The following is an 18,315-nucleotide window of genomic DNA, read 5'->3' as shown; positions in this document are numbered from 1 at the left end:
CAGAATCCAGCTCCGGCCTCACCTCATCGACGGCTGCCTCACCGCCACCCGCCTACCCCTCACACCACCGACACCACCCTGAAAACCTCAGTAGTCAGTCCGTACAGGACGTTGCCTGGCACTCCAGGGTCGAGGGCCTTGGCAAACGTGCCGCGGATGACCGAACCCGGTGTCACCACGAGCGCCCGCTGCTTACTGAACGACAGGGCGGCCGCCACCCCCAGAGCGGTTTTCCCGGCTCCGACTGCCATCACGGTGGCTGCATGGCGACCGCCGGACGCGTAATAGTTGGCCAGAGCCGCCAAGGCTTCGTCCTGGCATGTTCGGAGCGGCTTCCGGTCCACCAGGGCACGGGTCCCGGTGAAGTAGGCCCCGTCAGGGCTCTGCTGGCGGAGGGGCGGATCGGCAGCCCGCATCGGATCGCCGGCCATATCCGGGACTTCAATGCGCGGAGCGGCGATCACCAGCGGCGAGAGTGCCGAGTCGCGCCGGAGCATGGCCTGCAGCTGCGCGACGCACCTTGCGGTATCCAGGCGCACGGCATCGTAGGAGAACCGCAGGACGGTCAACCCGGTAGAGGCAAGGTCGTTCTGCCGCAGTCGGTCGTAGGTGAAGGCGGCCCGGTCACTGTGGAAGGCAAAGCCGTCCAGCTCGACGGCCAGTTGGAGTGACTCACCTGCGATGAGGTAATCAAGCCGGTAGGTGCGCCCGTTGACGTTAACCGGGTGCTGGCTGTGTACTCGAGCCACGATGCCAGCCTCGACGGCAGGGGTGAGCACCCACCGGAGGAACGCCTCTTCCAGAAATGAAGAGGAAGGGATCAGTCGCGCCAGCCCTGCCGTCATGCCGGCCCGCCAACAGAGCTCTCGGCGGCCAGTGCACGTGTCTTGTCCAATAGCCGGGCCACAACATCTTCGCCCTGCGAGAAGCGAGCCAGCCGTTGCGCCAGGGCCAGTGCTTCCATGAACGCTCCCTCGCGCTCCAGCAGCGAAATCAGCCGGGGTACGGAGGTCACCCGTACGAACGTGATTGGTTCGACGTCGGGGTCGAACGACACCGCCTGTGGCGCGGTCTCCATCAGCTCCAGGTCCAGCTGGGCAAAGACCTCAAGCAACTCAAGCCCTGAGGGATAGGACTGTCGCCCAGCCCACAAGTGATCGACCGCACCTTGCAGGACGAAGTGGTAGTCCATGGCCGAGCCCGGGAGTTCTAGTGCTTCCCAGACGCGGGCGATGAGCACCGCACCGCTCGCCTCCGCTGGAACGTGCTGACTTGCCGGGGTCGCGGAGGTACTGCCTCCAGGCATCGGCCACATCGGCGAGCCGTACGACTCATCTGGCCGATCGCTAGCGCCCGGCAGCGATTTGCGGACGACACCCGGGCTCCCCACGAAGGCCATGCCCGGGATTGCTGCCATACGTTCGAACCACGCCTTCAACGTCCCCAACCCTTGTTCGTTGCGCCGTCCAGCAGACGCCCCCACAACGCACGGCGCCCCACTGTCACAGTCCCCAGGTTCGTCGACACCGCGATCGCCAAACTCTCGAGGAGACAGGGTGCGTCAAAGCGCTGCCTGGGGGCGGGAAGGCTATGAGGGGTCGGGGCGCTGAGACCCCAAATGAGCGACCGTTCAGGGAAGGCTCGGGTTCCGTGCGCCCGGGTTGACTGCGGCGAAGACAAGGCGGGCAACGATAGGTGGCAGGCCGCTGGGACCGGAGCGGCAGAAAGCCGAGGATCAGAGCCGAGTTTGCCGGGCGCTATGCGGCGACAACTCTGCGCGAGCTGCTCCCGGGCGGATGAGCCGTCACCGCAGCGTCCGGCGGCGAGTCCCACGTCAAGGGTTGTGGCGGCTTTGCCGATGGAGCCGGGCAGGAGGTGGCGGTAGATATTGAAGGTGATGTCGAGGCTCTTGTGGCCCGTCTACTCGGCGACGTCCGCAATCGGGATGCCGTTGGTGAGGCAGTTCGAGGCGAAGAGGTGGCGGAGGCTATAGATCACCATGCTGTCAGGGATCTCGACCTCGTCGGCTCGCTTGATGCACTGCCACTGGTTCTGGAGGTAGTACGCCAGGTACGGCTTCGGCGGGTCCAGGGGGTGACGCAAGAGGTAGCCGTCGACGGTTCCGCGCTTGTCGGCGTACAACTCAATGGTTTCGCGGACTCGGGCCGGGAGGGGGTCTCGCGGTAGTTGGTGGGCTTGCGGTGCTTGAGGCGGCCGCACGTCTTGGTGGTCTCGTTGACCCGCCCCGTGATGCGGCAGAGGTCACTTGCGGCGAGGTTGTTGAGATTGACGTCGAAGGCCTCGCCGTTGCGCATGCCGCGGCCGCTCATGAGGTTGGCGATGAGGAGGAACCGGTCGTCGCCGACTGTGAGAGTGCGGCGGAGCTGGGCGGGGGAGGGGATGATCGCGCGCTTGGGGTCGTACTGCGGAGGTTTCACCCTCAGGACGGGGTTCTCCGTGTAGATGCCGAGGCGGTAGGCGTCCAGGAAGACCGACTTCACCTTGTTGGAGGCGTTCGACCGGGTGGCCAGGCTGGCTGGTATGCGCGGTGGACCGGTGATCGCGCTGGTCCGTGACTGGCCCGGATCTTCTCTGTGAAGTGGGATTCCGGAGGCAAATGAACCCTGGAATCACGCGGCTTCGGTAGCTATCAGGAGAGCAGGGCGCGGTGCCTGACCGGTCGTTTGTGCAGGTCAGGCACCGCGCTCAACTTTTAGAAGAAGCCGAGCTTCTTGGGGGAATAACTTACTAATAAGTTCTTCGTCTGCTGGTAGTGGTCCAGCATCATCTTGTGGGTCTCGCGGCCCACGCCCGACTGCTTGTAGCCGCCGAAGGCCGCGTGGGCGGGGTACGCGTGGTAGGAGTTCTGCCAGACGCGGCCCGCCTGGATGGCCCGGCCCGCGCGGTAGGCGGTGTTCACGTCGCGCGTCCACACGCCGGCGCCCAGGCCGTAGGGGGTGTCGTTGGCGATCCGGATCGCGTCCTCGAAGTCCTGGAAGGAGGTCACCGACACCACCGGGCCGAAGATCTCCTCCTGGAAGACCCGCATGCGGTTGTTGCCCTCGAAGATGGTCGGCTGTACGTAGTACCCGCCGGCCAACTCCCCTCCGGGCTCGATGCGCTGACCACCCGTAAGAATCTTGGCGCCCTCCTGCTGCCCGATCTCCAGGTAGGACAGGACCTTCTTGAGCTGCTCCTCCGAGGCCTGGGCGCCGATCATCGTGTCCGTGTCCAACGGGTGCCCGGGGACGATCAGTTCGGTCCGCGCGATGGCCGCGTCCAGGAAGTCCCCGTAGCGGCCGCGCTCGATCAGGGCGCGCGACGGGCACGTGCACACCTCGCCCTGGTTGAGGGCGAACATCGCGAAGCCCTCCAGCGCCTTGTCGCGCAGCTCGTCGTCGACGGCCCAGATGTCGTCGAAGAAGATGTTCGGGCTCTTGCCGCCCAGCTCCAGCGAGACCGGCTTCAGGTTCTCGGCCGCGTACCGCATGATCAGGCGGCCCGTGGAGGTCTCGCCGGTGAAGGCGATCTTCGCCACGCGCGGGCTGGAGGCGAGCGGTTTGCCGGCCTCCTCGCCGAAGCCGTTGACGATGTTGACCACGCCCGGCGGCAGCAGGTCCGCGACCAGGCTCAGCCAGTAGTGCACCGAAGCCGGGGTCTGCTCCGCGGGCTTGAGCACCACCGTGTTCCCCGCGGCCAGCGCCGGAGCCAGCTTCCACACCGCCATCAGGATCGGGAAGTTCCACGGGATGATCTGGGCGATCACGCCGAGCGGCTCGTGGAAGTGGTAGGCCACCGTGTCGTCGTCGAGCTCGCTGAGCGTGCCCTCCTGGGCCCGCACCGCACCCGCGAAGTACCGGAAGTGGTCGATGGCCAGCGGAATGTCCGCCGCCAGGGTCTCGCGCACCGGTTTGCCGTTCTCCCAGGTCTCCGCGACCGCCAGCGCCTGGAGGTTCTGCTCCATCCGGTCCGCGATGCGCAGCAGGACCAGGGAGCGCTCGGCGGGGGAGGTGCGGCCCCAGGCGGGCGCCGCCGCGTGCGCCGCGTCCAGCGCCCGCTCCACGTCGGCCGCCGTACCGCGCGCGACCTCGGTGAAGGGCTGCCCGTTGACCGGGGACGGGTTGACGAAGTACTGACCGAGCGCCGGCTCGACGTACTCGCCACCGATGAAGTGGTCGTAGCGGGACGCGTACGACATGAGCGCCCCCTCGGTACCGGGCGCAGCGTAGCGAGCCATGGACGTCCTCCCTCTGCCGGGCGCCGTACCGGACCGGACGGCGCTCGGGAGGAGGCTAGGAGCGCGCAGGTTGCGGATACGTTGCGCCAGCGCCCCCGCCGGTGCGGGCCGGCCGGTAGGCCGGGCGTACGCCGCCCAGCTCGGCGTCGAGCGCGCGCAGCCGGGCCAGCGCCACCGGGCGCCCCTCCCGCGGCAGCGCGGCGGCCAGCGCCCGCCACACCGCCGGATCGTCCTCGCCCCACGGGCTGCACACCCAGTCGGCCAGCAGTCCCGCATCCGCGCGGGCGATCACCGCAGCCCGCGCCTGGTCCTCGATCCGGCGCCGCAGCCGGACGATGCCGGGCGCCCGTGAACCGGGCAGCAGCGGGCCCGGGTACCCGCCGAGCGCGGCGGAGACGGCTCCCGCGGCCAGCAGCCGGATCGTGGCGGTGAAGTCCGCCTCCAGCGGCGCGGCCGTCCGGTACGGGCGCGACAGCAGGGCGCGCGGACCCACGAGGGAGCGCAGCCGCGACATTTCGGCGCGCAGGGTCACCGGCACGACCCGCTCGTCCTCGTACAGGGCGATCGACAGCTCCTCGCCCGACAGCCCCTCGGGGTGATGGGCCAGCAGCGCCACGATCTCGCTGTGCCGGTGCCCCAGCCGCACCGTGCGCCCACCGGTCACCAGCAGCGCCTCGTCCCGCCCCAGCGCGGTCAACGAGTCCGCGGCGCCGGCTCCGTACGCCGAGGTCAGGGGGGTCGCGGGGTACGCCGTCTCCGGCACGCGGGCCACCGTGCCCGTCGCCGAGGCCCCCGCACCCGTCGCATCCGCCGCATCCCCCGGATCGAGCAGCGCGAGCTGCGCCTCGGCGGCCCGGGCCACCGCCTGGACGAACGCCAGCGAATGCGGGTGCGCGAGCCCGTCGCCGCCCGTGATGTCCACCGCGCCCAACAGCCGCCCGGTCCGTGGATGCCGCACCGGCGCCGCCGCGCACGTCCAGGGGTGCACGTGCCTGCTGAAGTGCTCCGCCCCGAAGACCTGCACCGGTTCCCCGACGGCCACCGCCGTCCCCGGGGCGTTCGTCCCCATCGCCGACTCCGACCAGCGCGCACCGGGTACGAACCCCAGCCCGCGCGCCCGGTCCAAGGTCGCGCTCTCGCCCTCGACCCACAGCAGCGTCCCCCGGGCGTCGCACACCGCCAACAGATGGGCCCCGTGCGCCGCGAACGCCCCCACCAGCTCGCGGAACACCGGCATCACCCGCGCCAGTGGATGCTCCTCCCGGTAGGCGCGCAGCTCCGGCTCCGCCAGCTCGACCCGGGCCGTGCACTCCGGGCTGACGCGGGCCCGCGCGCAGCGCCGCCAGGACTTCGCGATCACCGCCCGCACCGGCGCCTCGACCCGGCCGTCCACCGTGAACGCCTCGTGCGCGCGCCGCAGTTCCCGACCCCGCACGACCGGATCGGCCCCGCCCGGCAACGCGACCGAAGGATCGTCCATGTGTCAGCCTCCCGGGATGCGGCGGTACCTGGCGCCCCATCGTCGTACCGGCCCCCACCCCCGGCAAGCCGTACGTCGGCCAGTCCCCGGGGCCTCGGCCGGTTCAGGAATCCTGCGCGGCGTCCCCGGGTCCGGGTGTGGCCAGTGCCGACGCGGGGTCGCGGGCCGGGGGGCCCGCCGGCAGCCAACGGCCGGCCTCCTTGCGGTACGGCCACCACAACCCCTCGCGCCCCAGCCGCAATTGGCGATCCGGATCCGCGGTCGGGGTCCAGCGGGCCCGGACCCGCCGGAGCACCGGTGCCTCCTCGTCCGGCCAGGCCGCGGCCAGTGCGGCCCTGGCCCGCCCCAGGGCCGCCCGGTCCGGGGCCCAGTCCTCCTCCAGCACCGCGAGCGCCGGGGCCCCGCCGAAGCCCCAGGCCCGCACCGCGAGGTCCAGGGCCGCCCGGTCGCGCCCCGAAGCCGCCGCCAGGCGGGCCCGTACCCGTACCGGCGCCCCCTCGGACGCGGCCAGTCGCACCGCGTCCTGGTCCAGGGTGAGCGCCGCGGGTGCGGGGGCGGCCCCGGGGGACAGCGCCCGGGTCAGCATCCGGTGGGCCTCGACGGCCGTCGCCTGTGCGAGGAACTCCACCGCGTCCAGGTCGAGTTCTGGTTCCTCCTCGCCCTCCGACTGGGGCGGATGGCCGGGCGCCGCCGGCAGTCGCGGAAGCGGTGGCAGCGGTGCGACGGCGCCGCGCGCGGCGAACACCCGCGCCGCGGGCACGCCGGTGGCCGCGCACCCGCCCTCCTGCGCATCCGGGCCGGTGGCCGCCGCCGCACTGCGGCGTTCCAGGGCGTCCAGCACGGCGCGCTCGCCCCGCCCGCGCAGCAGCAGGAGCACGAAGGGGTCCTGGTCGAGCAGCCGCGCCACCTGGTAGGCGAGCGCCGCGGTGTGCGGGCAGTGGTCCCACTCGCCGCAGTCGCAGTCGGGGTCCAGGTCGCCGATCCCCGGCAGCAGTTCGACCCCGGCGGCCGCGGCGTCCTCGGCCAGCTCGGGCGGCACCTCCCGCTCCAACAGCGCCGCGATGTGCCCCGACTCGGCGGCCGCCAGGTCCAGTACGCGGCCCCAGTCCGCCTCCCCGAACTCCTGGAGCAGTACGTCCGTGCGGTGCGCCGTGCCGTCGCGGTCCCGGACCACCGCGGTCAGCCGACCCGGACGCACCGACACCGCACCGACCGCTCCGGACCTGGCCAACCGGCGCCCCCGGCGCAGCTGTTCGCCGTCGAGCGCGCTGTCCTCCAGGGCGCGCAGCCAGGCCCGGCCCCACCAGGTCCCGGCGAAACCGCGCCCGGTTCCCGAGGGAGGCAAGGCGGGGAACGTCCGCTCGAACCCGTACGCGGTGTCCTCGTCGTACACGGGGTCCTCACCGTAGGCGCCGTGCTCGTCCGGCTCGTCGTACTCGTGGGTGCTCACGCGCGCTCCTTCCGATCGGTGGCGGCGCTGTCGTCCGGGCCGCGCAGCGCGACGAGGGCCGCCAGCTCGGCATCGCTCAGCTCGGTGAAGGCCGCTTCGCCGGCGCCCAGTACGGCATCCGCCAAAGCCTTCTTGCGGGACAGGAGTCGACCGATGCGGTCCTCGACGGTGCCCTCGGCGATGATCCGGTGGACCTGGACGGGCTGGGTCTGGCCGATGCGGTAGGCGCGGTCGGTGGCCTGTTCCTCGACGGCGGGGTTCCACCAGCGGTCGTAGTGGATCACGTGTCCGGCGCGGGTGAGGTTGAGGCCGGTGCCCGCGGCCTTGAGCGACAGCAGGAACACCGGGACCTCACCGTCCTGGAAGCGGTCCACGAGCTCCTCGCGGCGGGCCACCGGGGTCCCGCCGTGGAGCAGTTGGGCCGGGATACCGCGGGCCGCCAGATGCCGCTCCAGGATCCGGGCCATCGTCACGTACTGGGTGAAGACCAGCACCGAACCGCCCTCGGACACGATCGTGTCCAACAGCTCGTCCAGCAGCTCCAACTTCCCGGACCGTCCGCCGCCCTCCTTGAGGTACTGGGCGGGGTGGTTGCAGATCTGCTTGAGCGAGGTGAGCAGCTTGACGACCAGCCCGCGCCGCTCGATTCCGTCCGCCGCCGCGATCGCCGCGAGGGTCTCGCGCACGACCGCCTCGTAGAGGCCCGCCTGCTCGGCGCTCAGCGTGACCGCGTGGTCGGTCTCCGTCTTGGGCGGCAGCTCCGGGGCGATCCCGGGATCCGACTTCCTGCGCCGCAGCAGGAACGGCCGTACCAGGGAGGCCAGTCGGTCGGCGGCCAGTGGATCACGGCCCGATTCGACGTCCTCGCCGAAGCGTGCGCGGAAGGTGCCGAGCCGCCCCAGCAAGCCGGGGGTGGTCCAGTCGAGCACGGCCCACAGGTCCGTCAGGCTGTTCTCCACCGGTGTTCCGGTCAGCGCCACCCGGGCCGGAGCCCCGATCGTGCGCAGCGCCCTCGCCGTCGCCGAGTGCGGGTTCTTGACGTGCTGCGCCTCGTCGGCCACCACCATCCCCCAGTCGGCGGCGGCGAGTTCGGGAGCGGCGGTCCGCATGGTGGCGTAGGTGGTGAGGACGAAGGAGCCGCCGGCGGGGCCGTCCAGACTGCGCCGGGCGCCGTGGAAGCGGTGTACGGGCGTCCCCGGGGCGAACCGTTCGATCTCGCGCTGCCAGTTGCCCAGCAGCGAGGCCGGGCAGACGACCAGGGTCGCCCCGGCCGTCCCCGGATCCCGCTGCCGGTGCAGGTGCAGGGCGATGAGGGTGACGGTCTTGCCGAGGCCCATGTCGTCGGCCAGGCAGCCGCCGAGGCCGAGCTCGGTCATCCGGACCAGCCAACGCAGCCCGCGCAGCTGGTAGTCGCGCAGGGTCGCCCGCAGCTCCGGCGGAGCTCCGACGACCTGGGCGGGAGAGCCGGCGGAGCCGGGCGCGCCCGGGTGCTCCGGATCCGCGGAGAGCAGCGCGCGCAGCCGCTCCAGCGAGCCGGTCGCGGTCACGTCGACCCGCCGCCCGTCCAGTTCCGTCGATCCGGTGAGTACGGCGACCAGCGCGTCCAGCGGCGCGACGGCGCGCTCCTGCCCGGCGCGGGCCCGGGCCCGGCGCGCCTCGGCCGGGTCGATGAGCACCCATTGCTCCCGCAGCCGGACCAGCGGCCGCTTCGCCTCGGCGAGCCGGTCCAGCTCCTCGGCGGTGAGGTCGCCGTGGCCGCCGAGCGAGTGCCGCCAGGCCAAGGAGAGCGGGGCGGCCCCGGACAGCGGCCCGGTGAGCGCGGCACCGGAGCCGGAGGAGATGACCGCGCGCGGGTGGAGGGTCCGCGCGAGTCCGCGCGGCCAGTGCACCTGGACCCCGTCGGCCGCCAGTGCGGCGGCCGCGGGACCGAGCAGCTCGGCGACCTCCTCGTCGGCGAGCGACACGGCATCCGGCACGGCAGCGGTGAGCAGCGGGGCCAGCGGGGGCCAGGTCCTGGCCGCGCGGCGCAGCGCCCGGAGCGCGTCCCGCCGTGCGCGGGGAGGGAACCCGGTGGCCGCCGGGCCGGCGCCCGACCAGACGTCGGCGGCATCGGCCACGAGCGCGGCGCCACCCAGACCGTGCATCTGGAGGACGGCCCGACAGCCGGGCCCGGCACCGGGATCGCTGGTGGGGTCGCCGGCAGGACTGCCGGCGGGACGGGTCGGGCGGTCCGGGGAAGCGGTCAGCTCGACGCGGAGGGAGATCCGTACCGCCACGTCGTGCGCGGCGGCGAGCTCGTCGGCCCAGGGGCGCAGCTCGGGGTGCCGCTCCGCGGCGGGTGCGGCGTAGGCCGGGCCGGCCGTCGCGGCCATGGCGGCGGGGGACCGGGGGAGCGTGTCGGCGACCGCGTCGAGGAAGGCGCGCAGCAGCGGTTCGGGCGCGGGCAGCAGCAACGGCCCGGTGGTGGCCAGGGGCACGGAGCGGGCCTCGGGCGGCATCGCGGCGGCCAACTCCCGCACGCGGTCGTGGCCGCCCTGGTCGAGCGGGCCGATCCGCCAGGCGTCGTATCCGGCGGTGGTCAGTCCGGGCAGGAGCAGCCCGTCGGCCAGGAAGCGCAGGGCGAGCAGCCCCGCGGCGCCCCAGAAGGCGGCCGCTGCGGTGACAGTCGTTCCGGAGGCGGCGGCTCCAGAGGTAGCCGCTCCGAAAGTGGCCGCTGCTGAGGCGGCCGCTCCGGAGGTGTCGACGGCGAGACGGGCCCGGATGAGGAGGGGGAGGGCGTCGGCCACCGGCAGCACGAGCGCGGTGACCGTGACCGCGGCCGGTTCCGGACCGTCGGCGACGACGACGCTGAGGGTTTCGAGGGACCAGGGAGGCCAGGGGGATCCGGGAGGCCCGGGAGGCGCCGGAGCCTCAAGTGGTCCAGGAGATCCGATTGGCCGGATGGCATCGGTCAGCTCTCCGTCCCGGCTCCAGAAGGCGATCCTGCCGTGGCGGGCGGGATCGGCGGGACCAGCGGGATCGGCGGGAAGGAAGACGGCTGAACAGCGGATGAGGACGGAAATGTCGGGCTGCACGCGTTCCTCAAACTTGACTACCGGGTTCAAGGTCGCCGAGAGTACCCCAGCCGTCACGCGGAGAACCCGCTGTCCGGCCGTGACCCGGATCACGTCACCCGGTGTGTCCGGTGGCCGGGAACGAGCGCTCGGGAACGAGTGGTCGGGCGGTCGCGTTACAGAGGGAGAAGCAGTCGGAGCACGCGAGGAGAGGGGTCCCCGATGTCGACGAGCGGAAAGGTCGCCGCGGCCGGAGTGGCGGCAGCGATCATCTTGTTCTTCACGGTCGGATTCTGGGTGGGTCTGCTGGTCCTGATCGGGGTACCGGCCGCCGCATACCTGATGCTCGATCCCTCCCAGCGGCGCCGACTGCGCGGCGTGTCGAAGAACAGAAGGCAAATAGGGCGCTGACGGCGTCCGAGGGGGGAAGTTCCTGATGGGTACCGGCCTGGTCACGGCGGTCAACAGCAATGACGTGTACTCGTTCACCAAGCCCACGCGGGAGAGCATCACACTCCTGGCGGGTCTCGGTGTCGAAGGAGACGTGCACGCGGGGGTCACCGTCAAGCACCGTTCCCGGGTCGCCCAGGACCCGACGCAGCCCAACCTCCGGCAGGTCCACCTGATCCACCGCGAACTCTTCGACGAGGTCGCGCGGGAGGGCTTCGAGGTCGCACCGGGTCAGCTCGGGGAGAACGTGACCACCGAGGGCATAGACCTGCTCGGCCTGCCGACCGGTGCGCTGCTGCGCTTCGGTGAGGGAGCGGTCGTCGAGGTCACGGGTCTGCGCAACCCGTGCCTCCAGATCGACGCGTTCCAGCAGGGCCTGCTCAAGCAGGTGGTGGGCCGGGACGAGACGGGTCGGGTGGTGCGCAAGGCGGGCGTCATGGGCGTGGTCCGCGAGGGCGGCACGATCCGCCCGGGCGACGCCATCAGCGTCACCCTGCCGCCGCAGCCGCACGTCGCTCTCGAACGGGTCTGACGCGCGGGCCGCGGAGGCCCGCGCGCTCGTGCCCGCGCCGACCGGCTCCCACGTCTGGCCGCACCCGCTCGTTCACGCACCGGCTCGTTAACGCACCCGCTCGTTCACGCGCCCGTGCGCTCACACCGGCCGGACCGCGACCCCGTCCAGAGCCGACAGGAGTCCGGGCAGGTCCGCGTCGCCGTCCCGGGGCACCGGGATGACCTCGCTCGGCCCCTCGTCCAGCAGGACGAAGGCGATGTCGTCGGTGCGGGCCACCAGGGACCACCCGGGTCCGTCCACCCGCAGGGTCCTGGCGCCCTCGCCGGCGAAGGCGGACCGCACCCGCCCCGGCGGCGGCGGCGCGGTGGTGTAGGCCCGTGCCTCCTCCAGCACCCGGGCCAGCCCCGGGTGCTCGACGGGCTGACCGCCGCCGTCGGAGTCGAACCGCTCGCGCCACTCGGCCCACTGGCGGGCGATCTGGTCCGCGCCCATCCGCCGCTGGACCGGCCCCCAGCTCTCGGCGGAGGGCGGAGCCAGCGGCACCCGCCCCGTGCCGTCCGCGCCCTGCTCGGGATCGTGCGGCTCGGGGATGCCGGGCGCGGCGACGGACAGGGCCAGGGGCCAGCCCGCCAGGGAGACCACGATGCTGCGCTCGTCCGGCGAGAGGTCGTACTCCATACCGCAGTCCCAGGAGGCGATGGCCGTCGCCACGAGCGCGACGTCGTCGACGACCACCGTCCAGCGGGCGCCGTCCTCGTCCTGGCCGAGCACCAGCCCGTACCCGTCCCCGGCGGCGGGCACGCCGAGCAACGAGCAGGCCTCCGGGTAGTCGTCTCCCAGAATGCTCGGGAACTGGGCCGGGGTCAGCAGTACGGCGGACAGCACGTACAGCGAACCGTCGCCCTCCTCGTCGGACACGTACCCTCCTGGTGGCTCATCTGTCGGCGCACCCTAACCAGCGAGTAACCCGCTCGTCGAGAGCGGGAGTGCACCGATTTCCAAGGCAGCTGCCCGCACGTAGAGTTGGGAGCCCGCCACAGAAAGGGACGCCCGGTGCAGCGTTACGACCGGCTGAAGGAGATCCTCAGGCTCGATCCGGAGCGGGATTTCCTGGCCATCTACCGACTCACCGCCACCTACGAGTTCCCCTGGGACTTCACCAGAGCGCTGGAACTGGCCCTCCACCGGACGTACGCCGTCCCCAGCATCGGCGGGCTGCTCGCCGAGACCGGCGAGTTCACCGGCCGCGCCCAGAAGCGCTACGACGACACCGCGCTGCTCCTCGACGCGGTGCTGGAGCACGGTTTCGACAGCGACACCGGGCGCGCCGCGATCCGGCGCGTGAACCAGATGCACGGTGGCTACACCATCTCCAACGAGGACATGCGCTACGTCCTGTGCACCTTCGTGGTCATTCCGAAACGCTGGCTGGACGTCTACGGCTGGCGCTCGCTGACCCACCACGAGCAGCGGGCGTGCGCGCGGTACTACACCACCCTCGGGCAGCACCTGGGCATCACGGACGTCCCGGACTCCTTCGAGGAGTTCGAAGCCACGCTGAACGCCTACGAGGAGGCCCACTTCGGCTGGCACGAGGGCGGGCGCGAGGTCGCCGACGCCACCCTCGACCTGATGGCCTCCTGGTACCCGGCCCCGCTCGCCCCGCTGGTGCGCGGCGCCGGCCGGGCCCTCCTCGACGAGCCGCTGCTGCGCGCGCTCCGGTACGAGCCGCCGCACCCCCGCGTGCGCGGGCTGGTCCAGGGCGCGCTGCGGCTGCGCGGGCGCGCGGTCCGCCTGCTGCCGCCCCGCGCACAGCCGCACTACGCCCGGCAGAACCCCGAGATCAAGGGGTACCCCGGGGGCTACGACGTGGGGGAGCTGGGCACCTTCCCGACGTCCGGTGCCGGCGGCTGCCCGGTTCCGCACCCCCGCCGACCCCAGGGGGCCGACGCGCCGCCGCCGGCCTGAGGGGCGCCCGGGGGAGGTTGCGACCTCAGGGGCGGCGGACCGCCACGGCCAGGAAGCGGGCGTCCTCATCGGCGTACGAGACCAGCTCCCACCCGGAACCGGCGAGCAGCGGGCCGAGGTTGTGCTCGGCCCGCATGTCCCCGGGGGTGAGCTCCCGGCCCTGGCGGGTGGCCAGGGCCAACCGGCCGATCGGGTGGAACAGGGCGAGGCGCCCGCCGGGGCGCACCACGCGGGCGAGTTCGCGCAGGTTGGCCTCGGGGTCGGGCAGGTGGGCGATCAGTCCGGACGCGAACACCGCGTCGAGTCCGCCGTCGCGCAGCGGTAGCCGGGCCACGTCCGCCAGCAGCAGAGCGCCCGCCGCCGCCCGACCGGCCGCCACCGCCGCGGCGAGCATCTGCGGGGTGAGGTCGGCGCCGAGCACCGTCCCCGAGGGGCCGACGGCGGAGCGCAGTTCGGTCAGGGCCCGCCCCGTCCCGCAGCCCGCGTCGAGCACCCGGTCGCCGGGTCGCAGGTCGAATTCGGCCACGGCGGCGGCGAAGGCGGGACCGTCCCCGGGGAACTTCCGGTCCCAGTCGGCCGCTCGCGCCCCGAAGAACTCCTGTACGTGCGTGTGGTCTTCGCTCATGCGCCAATGATCCCCCACCTGCCACTGCGTGCGGACAGTGCGCAGGATGACACCCGGTGTGATCGAAGATGAACGCCTGTCTGTCATATTCCAGCAGTTCCAGCGTCTTTCGAAATGCTCCCCCTGTTCGTGGGCTCACCCGGACTAGCGTCCCGTGGCCATGGGACACCTCGACCACGCGGCCTACGGTTGGCTGACACCCGTACTGTCGTATGTGATGGCATGCATCGGCTCGGCCCTCGGGCTGCGCTGCACCGTCCAGGCGCTCGCCGCCACCGGACGCTCCCGCCGCAACTGGCTCCTCACCGCGGCGTCGGCGATCGCCACCGGCATCTGGACGATGCACTTCGTCGCGATGCTCGGCTTCGGCGTCACGGGCACCGAGATCCACTTCAACGTGCCGCTGACCCTGCTCAGCCTGGTCGGCGCCCTCCTCGTCGTCGGGGCCGGGGTCTTCGCCGTCGGTTACGGCCGGGACCGCGGCCGCTCGCTCGTGCTCGGCGGCCTCACCACCGGCCTGGGCGTCGCGAGCATGCACTACCTCGGCATGGCGGCGCTGCGCATGCACGGACGCGTCTCGTACGACCCGTTGGTCGTCGGCCTCTCCGTCGCGATCGCGGTCGTCGCGGCCACCGCGGCGCTCTGGGCGGCGGTCAACATCAAGTCCCCGGTGGCCGTGGCCGTCGCCTCGCTGGTGATGGGGGCCGCCGTCAGCAGCATGCACTACACGGGGATGCTCGCCGTCTCCGTCCAGGTCACCCCCTCGGACGCGCCCCTGCCCGGGGCCCCGCTGATGCAGTTCGTCTTCCCCCTCGCCGTCGGCCTCGGCTCGTACCTGTTCATCACCTCGGCGTTCGTCGCCCTCTCCCCGACCGCCGACGAGCGCGCCGCGTCGGCCTCCGCGCAGAGCCTGGGGGCCCACGTCGCCGCCCACTGATCCCGCCGATCCCGACCGCACGTAACGCACGGCCTGTACGTAACGCACGCACCGCACGCACGGCACGCACCGCACGTAACGCACGCACCGCATCGGAACGAGGACCCCCATGCGCACACCCCGCAGGAAACCGGACGCAGCGGCGCCGCGGCACCCCGCGCCCCCGGCGCGCGGCCGCCGGGCGCACGCCGGGCCTCCGGCCGACGAGCCCCACCCCGGCCCCCCGGACGCACCGCCCACGGCAACGGCCCGGGGCCGTATGTCCGCCCCGGGGCGGGCGTACGCCCCCGGCGCCCGTTCACCCCTGGCGAGACCCGGGGACGCGCCCGCGATGCGCCCCGGGGGCGCGCCCGGGCCGTCCGCCGCGCCCGGCACCTTCGCCGTGGGTCCCGCCTTCCCGCCCGGAACCTCGGCCGGAGCCCCCGCAGCGGGAGCCCCCGCGGGCGGCGGCCCCGGGCCCACCACCTACGGACACGGCAGCTCCGGATTCGCCGCGACCGCAGCGGCGGCGGCCGCGAGCGGCGGCGCCCCCGACGCCCGCCGCGGGCTGCGGTCCGTGCGCTCCTCCGGTACGGTCCGCGCGAAGGTCGTCTCCCTCCTGATGGTCCCGGTGGTCTCGCTGCTGGCCCTGTGGGCCTTCGCGACGGTCAGCACCGCCCAGGACGTCGCCCGCATCGGCCGCGCCCAGCAGGTCGACGACCGGATACGCACCCCCGTCGACCGCGCGGTCGCGGCGCTCCAGGCCGAGCGGGTCACCGCGGTCCGTTTCCTCGCGGACCCGGCCGCCGCCGCCGAGCAGGGGGCGGCCCTGCTGGAACAGGGCCGCCGCACCGGCGCCGCCATCGACGGACTCCGCCTCGGCGACGCGCACACCGTCGCGGACTCGGGCGGCTACCCGGCCGAACTCGCGGGCCGGATGCGCACCTTCGTGGCCGCTGCCGATGCGCTCGCGACCACCCGCCGCGAGGTCACGGACCGCAAGGCCACCCCCGACGCGGCCTACGCGGCCTACACCCGGGTCGTCGACTCCGCCCTCGCCGTCGGGGGCGCGCTCAGCGGCGGCCAGGACGCGGAGCTGGGCGTCGACGCCCGCGTCCTGCTGGAGCTCGGGCGGGCCGCCGAGCTGCTCGCCCGGGAGGACGCGCTGTTCGCCGTACCGGGGCCGCGCACTGCGGAAACGCTTCGGCAGCTGACCGGCGCGATCGAGACCCGCCGGATCCTCACCGAAAGCGCCGCCCAGGACCTGCCCGCGGCCCAGCGGACCGCTTGGGGGGCGGTGGCCAAGAGCGCCGTCTACGCCGACCTCACCGCGGCCGAGGACCGGGCGCTGGCCGCCGGGACCGGGCGCGACGCGCACGACGCGCCCGCCGGTTGGGCACCCGCGTACGCCGGCGTGACCAGCTCGATGCGCGCCGTCGCGAGCGCCGCGCACGACGCCTCCACCGACCGGACCGCGCCCCTGGCCCAGGGTCTGGTCAGCCCCTCCGGCGCCGCCGTCCTGCTCGGCCTGGCCGCCGTGGCCGTCTCCCTCGTCATCTCCGTACGCATCGGGCGCGGACTCGTCGTCGAGCTCGTGTCGCTGCGCAACGGCGCCCTGGAGATCGCCCACCGCAAACTCCCGCACGCCATGGACCGGTTGCGCGCCGGACAGGACATCGACGTCCTCGCGGAAGCCCCGCCGGGACACCCCGCCGAGGACGAGATCGCACAGGTCGGGGAGGCCCTGTCCACCGTCCACCGGGCCGCGCTGAGCGCCGCCGTGGAGCGGGCCGAACTCGCGAGCGGCGTCTCCGGCGTGTTCGTGAACCTGGCCCGGCGCAGTCAGGTCCTGGTCCACAAGCAACTCACGCTGCTCGACTCGATGGAACGGCGCACCGACGATCCGGGCGAGCTGGGCGACCTCTTCCGGCTCGACCACCTGACGACCCGGATGCGGCGGCACGCGGAGAGCCTGATCATCCTGTCGGGGGCGGCCCCGGGGCGCGCCTGGCGGATGCCGGTACCGCTGACCAACGTCGTGCGGGCCGCCGTCTCCGAGATCGAGGACTATCCGCGGATCGAGGTCCGCGGGCTCGCGGAGGCGGGCGTCGTCGGCGGCGCCGTCGCCGACCTCACGCACCTGCTGGCCGAACTGATCGAGAACGCCGCCCAGTTCTCCCCTCCGCACACCAAGGTCCGGGTCAGCGGGGAGCCCGTGGGCGCCGGGTACGTGCTGGAGATCGAGGACCGCGGGCTCGGCATGGGCCGCGAGTCCCTCGCCGACGCCAACCGGCGCATCGAACAGTCCGAAGCGCTCGACCTCTTCGACAGCGACCGCCTCGGGCTCTTCGTGGTCAGCCGCCTCTCGGCGCGCCACGGGGTCAGGGTCCAGCTGCGGACCTCCCCCTACGGCGGCACCACCGCCGTCGTCCTGTTGCCCAACGCGCTGCTCCAGGGCGCGCTCACCCCGGGCGGCGACGAGCGGGGGGACGGCGCGACGGCGGACGCCGCAGCAGCACCGGCCGCGGCATCGACGGACCGATCGGCCCCCGGATCGCCCCCCGGGCCGGTTCCCTCACCGGCTGCTCGGCCGGCCGTCGAATCGACCCCATTGCCGACCGGGCCGGGCGCATCGGGCACATCGGGTGCACCGGTCGCGGCGGAGGCTGCGGACCGGCCGGGTCTTCCTGCGCCGTCCCCGGCGCTCTCGGCCCTCTCCGCCCCCCAGTCGGCGCCCCCGAAGACCCCGGCCGCCGAGGAACGGGCCCGTCCCGCGGTCCGCCCCGTTCGGGGGGACCCGCGCGGGATCGCGGCGGCGCCCCGGAACCCCGTGGAGCGGGACCCGCGCCCCGCGCCGGTGGCCACACTGCGGCTCCGCGGCTCCGCGGGCCCGGCGCCCCACCTCGCGACGGCGCCGCCCCGGCGCGAGCCCGAGCCCGAGCCGGTACTGGCCGGGGTGACCGAACTGCCCCGCCGGGTCCGCCAGGCCAGCCTCGTCCCCCAGCTGCGCGAGGCCCCGGACCGGAAGGGCGCGTCCGCCCCCCGGGCCCCGCAGGACGCGCCGGGGCGCAGCCCCGAGGAGGCCCGCGACCGCATGGCGGCCTACCGCGACGGATGGGCCCGCGGCACCCGAGACGTCACCCCCATCGACAACGAAGGAGCACAGTGATGATCGAACACCAGCGGATCGACATCGAGGGTGTCCGCCGGTCCGGCGAGCTGGACTGGTTGCTGGACGACCTCGTGGTCAGGGTCCGGGAGGTCCGGCACGCGGTCGTCCTGTCCAACGACGGCCTGGCGGTGGGCGCTTCCAGTGCGCTGGGCCGGGAGGACGCCGAGCACCTGGCAGCCGTGGCCTCCGGCTTCCACAGTCTCGCCAAGGGCGCGGGGCGGCACTTCCACGCCGGGGGCGTGCGCCAGACGATGGTGGAGATGGACGAGGGGTTCCTCTTCGTCGCGGCGGCCGGGGACGGCTCCTGCCTGGCCGTGCTCAGCGGTGCGGGCGCCGACATCGGACTGATCGCCTACGAGATGGCCCGGCTGGTGAAACGTGTCGGCGAACACCTCTACACCCCGTCCCGGTTCGCGGCGCACCCCCCGGCCGCGGGTTGAGGGCGGCGGC

At 73.3% G+C, this 18,315-nt stretch carries 15 protein-coding genes; 6 read left to right on the top strand and 9 right to left on the bottom strand.

All coding sequences use genetic code 11. The features are described from left to right. Positions 1–59: 59 nt before the first annotated feature. From ACIQWR_RS40110 to ACIQWR_RS40080, 7 genes are all read right to left on the bottom strand, one after another. Entirely contained in the window at positions 60–845 is a 786-nt protein-coding gene (locus ACIQWR_RS40110; protein ID WP_404020703.1) for a DUF559 domain-containing protein, read from the bottom strand. Beyond that, on the bottom strand, positions 842–1,240 hold the full coding sequence (locus ACIQWR_RS40105; protein ID WP_404020700.1) for a hypothetical protein: 399 nt from the start codon (positions 1,238–1,240) through the stop codon (positions 842–844). Before ACIQWR_RS40105 ends, ACIQWR_RS40110 begins: the two co-directional genes overlap by 4 nt. A gap of 680 nt (positions 1,241–1,920) precedes the next feature. Further along, positions 1,921–2,142: a hypothetical protein gene (locus tag ACIQWR_RS40100; protein ID WP_404020697.1), complete on the bottom strand. Its 222-nt coding sequence runs from the start codon at positions 2,140–2,142 to the stop codon at positions 1,921–1,923. A 571-nt stretch (positions 2,143–2,713) separates the two neighbouring features. Then, the gene (locus ACIQWR_RS40095; protein WP_404020695.1) at positions 2,714–4,237 is read right to left on the bottom strand and encodes an aldehyde dehydrogenase family protein; all 1,524 of its coding nucleotides are present in this window, start codon (positions 4,235–4,237) and stop codon (positions 2,714–2,716) included. Positions 4,238–4,292: 55 nt separating this feature from the next. Further along, positions 4,293–5,717, bottom strand: a complete 1,425-nt coding sequence (locus ACIQWR_RS40090; protein WP_404020692.1) for a GAF domain-containing protein — start codon at positions 5,715–5,717, stop codon at positions 4,293–4,295. A gap of 103 nt (positions 5,718–5,820) precedes the next feature. Then, positions 5,821–7,167 carry an SWF or SNF family helicase gene (locus tag ACIQWR_RS40085; RefSeq protein WP_404020689.1) on the bottom strand — a complete coding sequence of 449 codons (1,347 nt, stop codon included), beginning with the start codon at positions 7,165–7,167 and terminating at the stop codon, positions 5,821–5,823. Further along, a complete protein-coding gene (locus tag ACIQWR_RS40080) occupies positions 7,164–10,241 on the bottom strand; it encodes a DEAD/DEAH box helicase (protein WP_404020688.1) in 3,078 nt (1,025 codons plus the stop codon). Before ACIQWR_RS40080 ends, ACIQWR_RS40085 begins: the two co-directional genes overlap by 4 nt. A 201-nt stretch (positions 10,242–10,442) precedes the next feature. Between ACIQWR_RS40080 and ACIQWR_RS40075 the strand changes: the two genes are divergently transcribed. Further along, positions 10,443–10,631, top strand: a complete 189-nt coding sequence (locus ACIQWR_RS40075; protein WP_399258623.1) for a hypothetical protein — start codon at positions 10,443–10,445, stop codon at positions 10,629–10,631. Between the two features lie 25 nt (positions 10,632–10,656). After that, the gene (locus ACIQWR_RS40070) at positions 10,657–11,202 is read left to right on the top strand and encodes an MOSC domain-containing protein (RefSeq protein WP_404020685.1); all 546 of its coding nucleotides are present in this window, start codon (positions 10,657–10,659) and stop codon (positions 11,200–11,202) included. Positions 11,203–11,322: 120 nt separating this feature from the next. Here ACIQWR_RS40070 and ACIQWR_RS40065 read toward each other — a convergent pair whose 3' ends face one another. Further along, a complete protein-coding gene (locus ACIQWR_RS40065) occupies positions 11,323–12,102 on the bottom strand; it encodes a hypothetical protein (protein ID WP_404020682.1) in 780 nt (259 codons plus the stop codon). A gap of 135 nt (positions 12,103–12,237) precedes the next feature. Here ACIQWR_RS40065 and ACIQWR_RS40060 point away from each other — a divergent pair, with 135 nt between their 5' ends. Then, positions 12,238–13,152, top strand: a complete 915-nt coding sequence (locus ACIQWR_RS40060; protein ID WP_404020680.1) for an oxygenase MpaB family protein — start codon at positions 12,238–12,240, stop codon at positions 13,150–13,152. A gap of 25 nt (positions 13,153–13,177) precedes the next feature. On the opposite strand, the gene ACIQWR_RS40055 is transcribed toward ACIQWR_RS40060, so the two are convergent. Next, entirely contained in the window at positions 13,178–13,777 is a 600-nt protein-coding gene (locus tag ACIQWR_RS40055; RefSeq protein ID WP_404020677.1) for a class I SAM-dependent methyltransferase, read from the bottom strand. A gap of 160 nt (positions 13,778–13,937) precedes the next feature. Here ACIQWR_RS40055 and ACIQWR_RS40050 point away from each other — a divergent pair, with 160 nt between their 5' ends. The 3 genes from ACIQWR_RS40050 to ACIQWR_RS40040 all read left to right on the top strand — a co-directional run bounded on the left by ACIQWR_RS40050 (position 13,938) and on the right by ACIQWR_RS40040 (position 18,305). Next, the gene (locus ACIQWR_RS40050) at positions 13,938–14,714 is read left to right on the top strand and encodes an MHYT domain-containing protein (protein ID WP_404020713.1); all 777 of its coding nucleotides are present in this window, start codon (positions 13,938–13,940) and stop codon (positions 14,712–14,714) included. A gap of 109 nt (positions 14,715–14,823) precedes the next feature. Beyond that, positions 14,824–17,862 (top strand): nitrate- and nitrite sensing domain-containing protein, encoded by a 3,039-nt coding sequence (locus ACIQWR_RS40045; RefSeq protein WP_404020675.1) that lies wholly within the window; start codon positions 14,824–14,826, stop codon positions 17,860–17,862. Then, the gene (locus ACIQWR_RS40040; RefSeq protein ID WP_404020673.1) at positions 17,862–18,305 is read left to right on the top strand and encodes a roadblock/LC7 domain-containing protein; all 444 of its coding nucleotides are present in this window, start codon (positions 17,862–17,864) and stop codon (positions 18,303–18,305) included. Before ACIQWR_RS40045 ends, ACIQWR_RS40040 begins: the two co-directional genes overlap by 1 nt. Positions 18,306–18,315 lie beyond the last annotated feature (10 nt).

The organism is Streptomyces sp. NPDC098789 (assembly GCF_044759975.1).
Taxonomy (GTDB): domain Bacteria; phylum Actinomycetota; class Actinomycetes; order Streptomycetales; family Streptomycetaceae; genus Streptomyces.
This window is presented reverse-complemented; position numbering and strand designations above follow the sequence as displayed.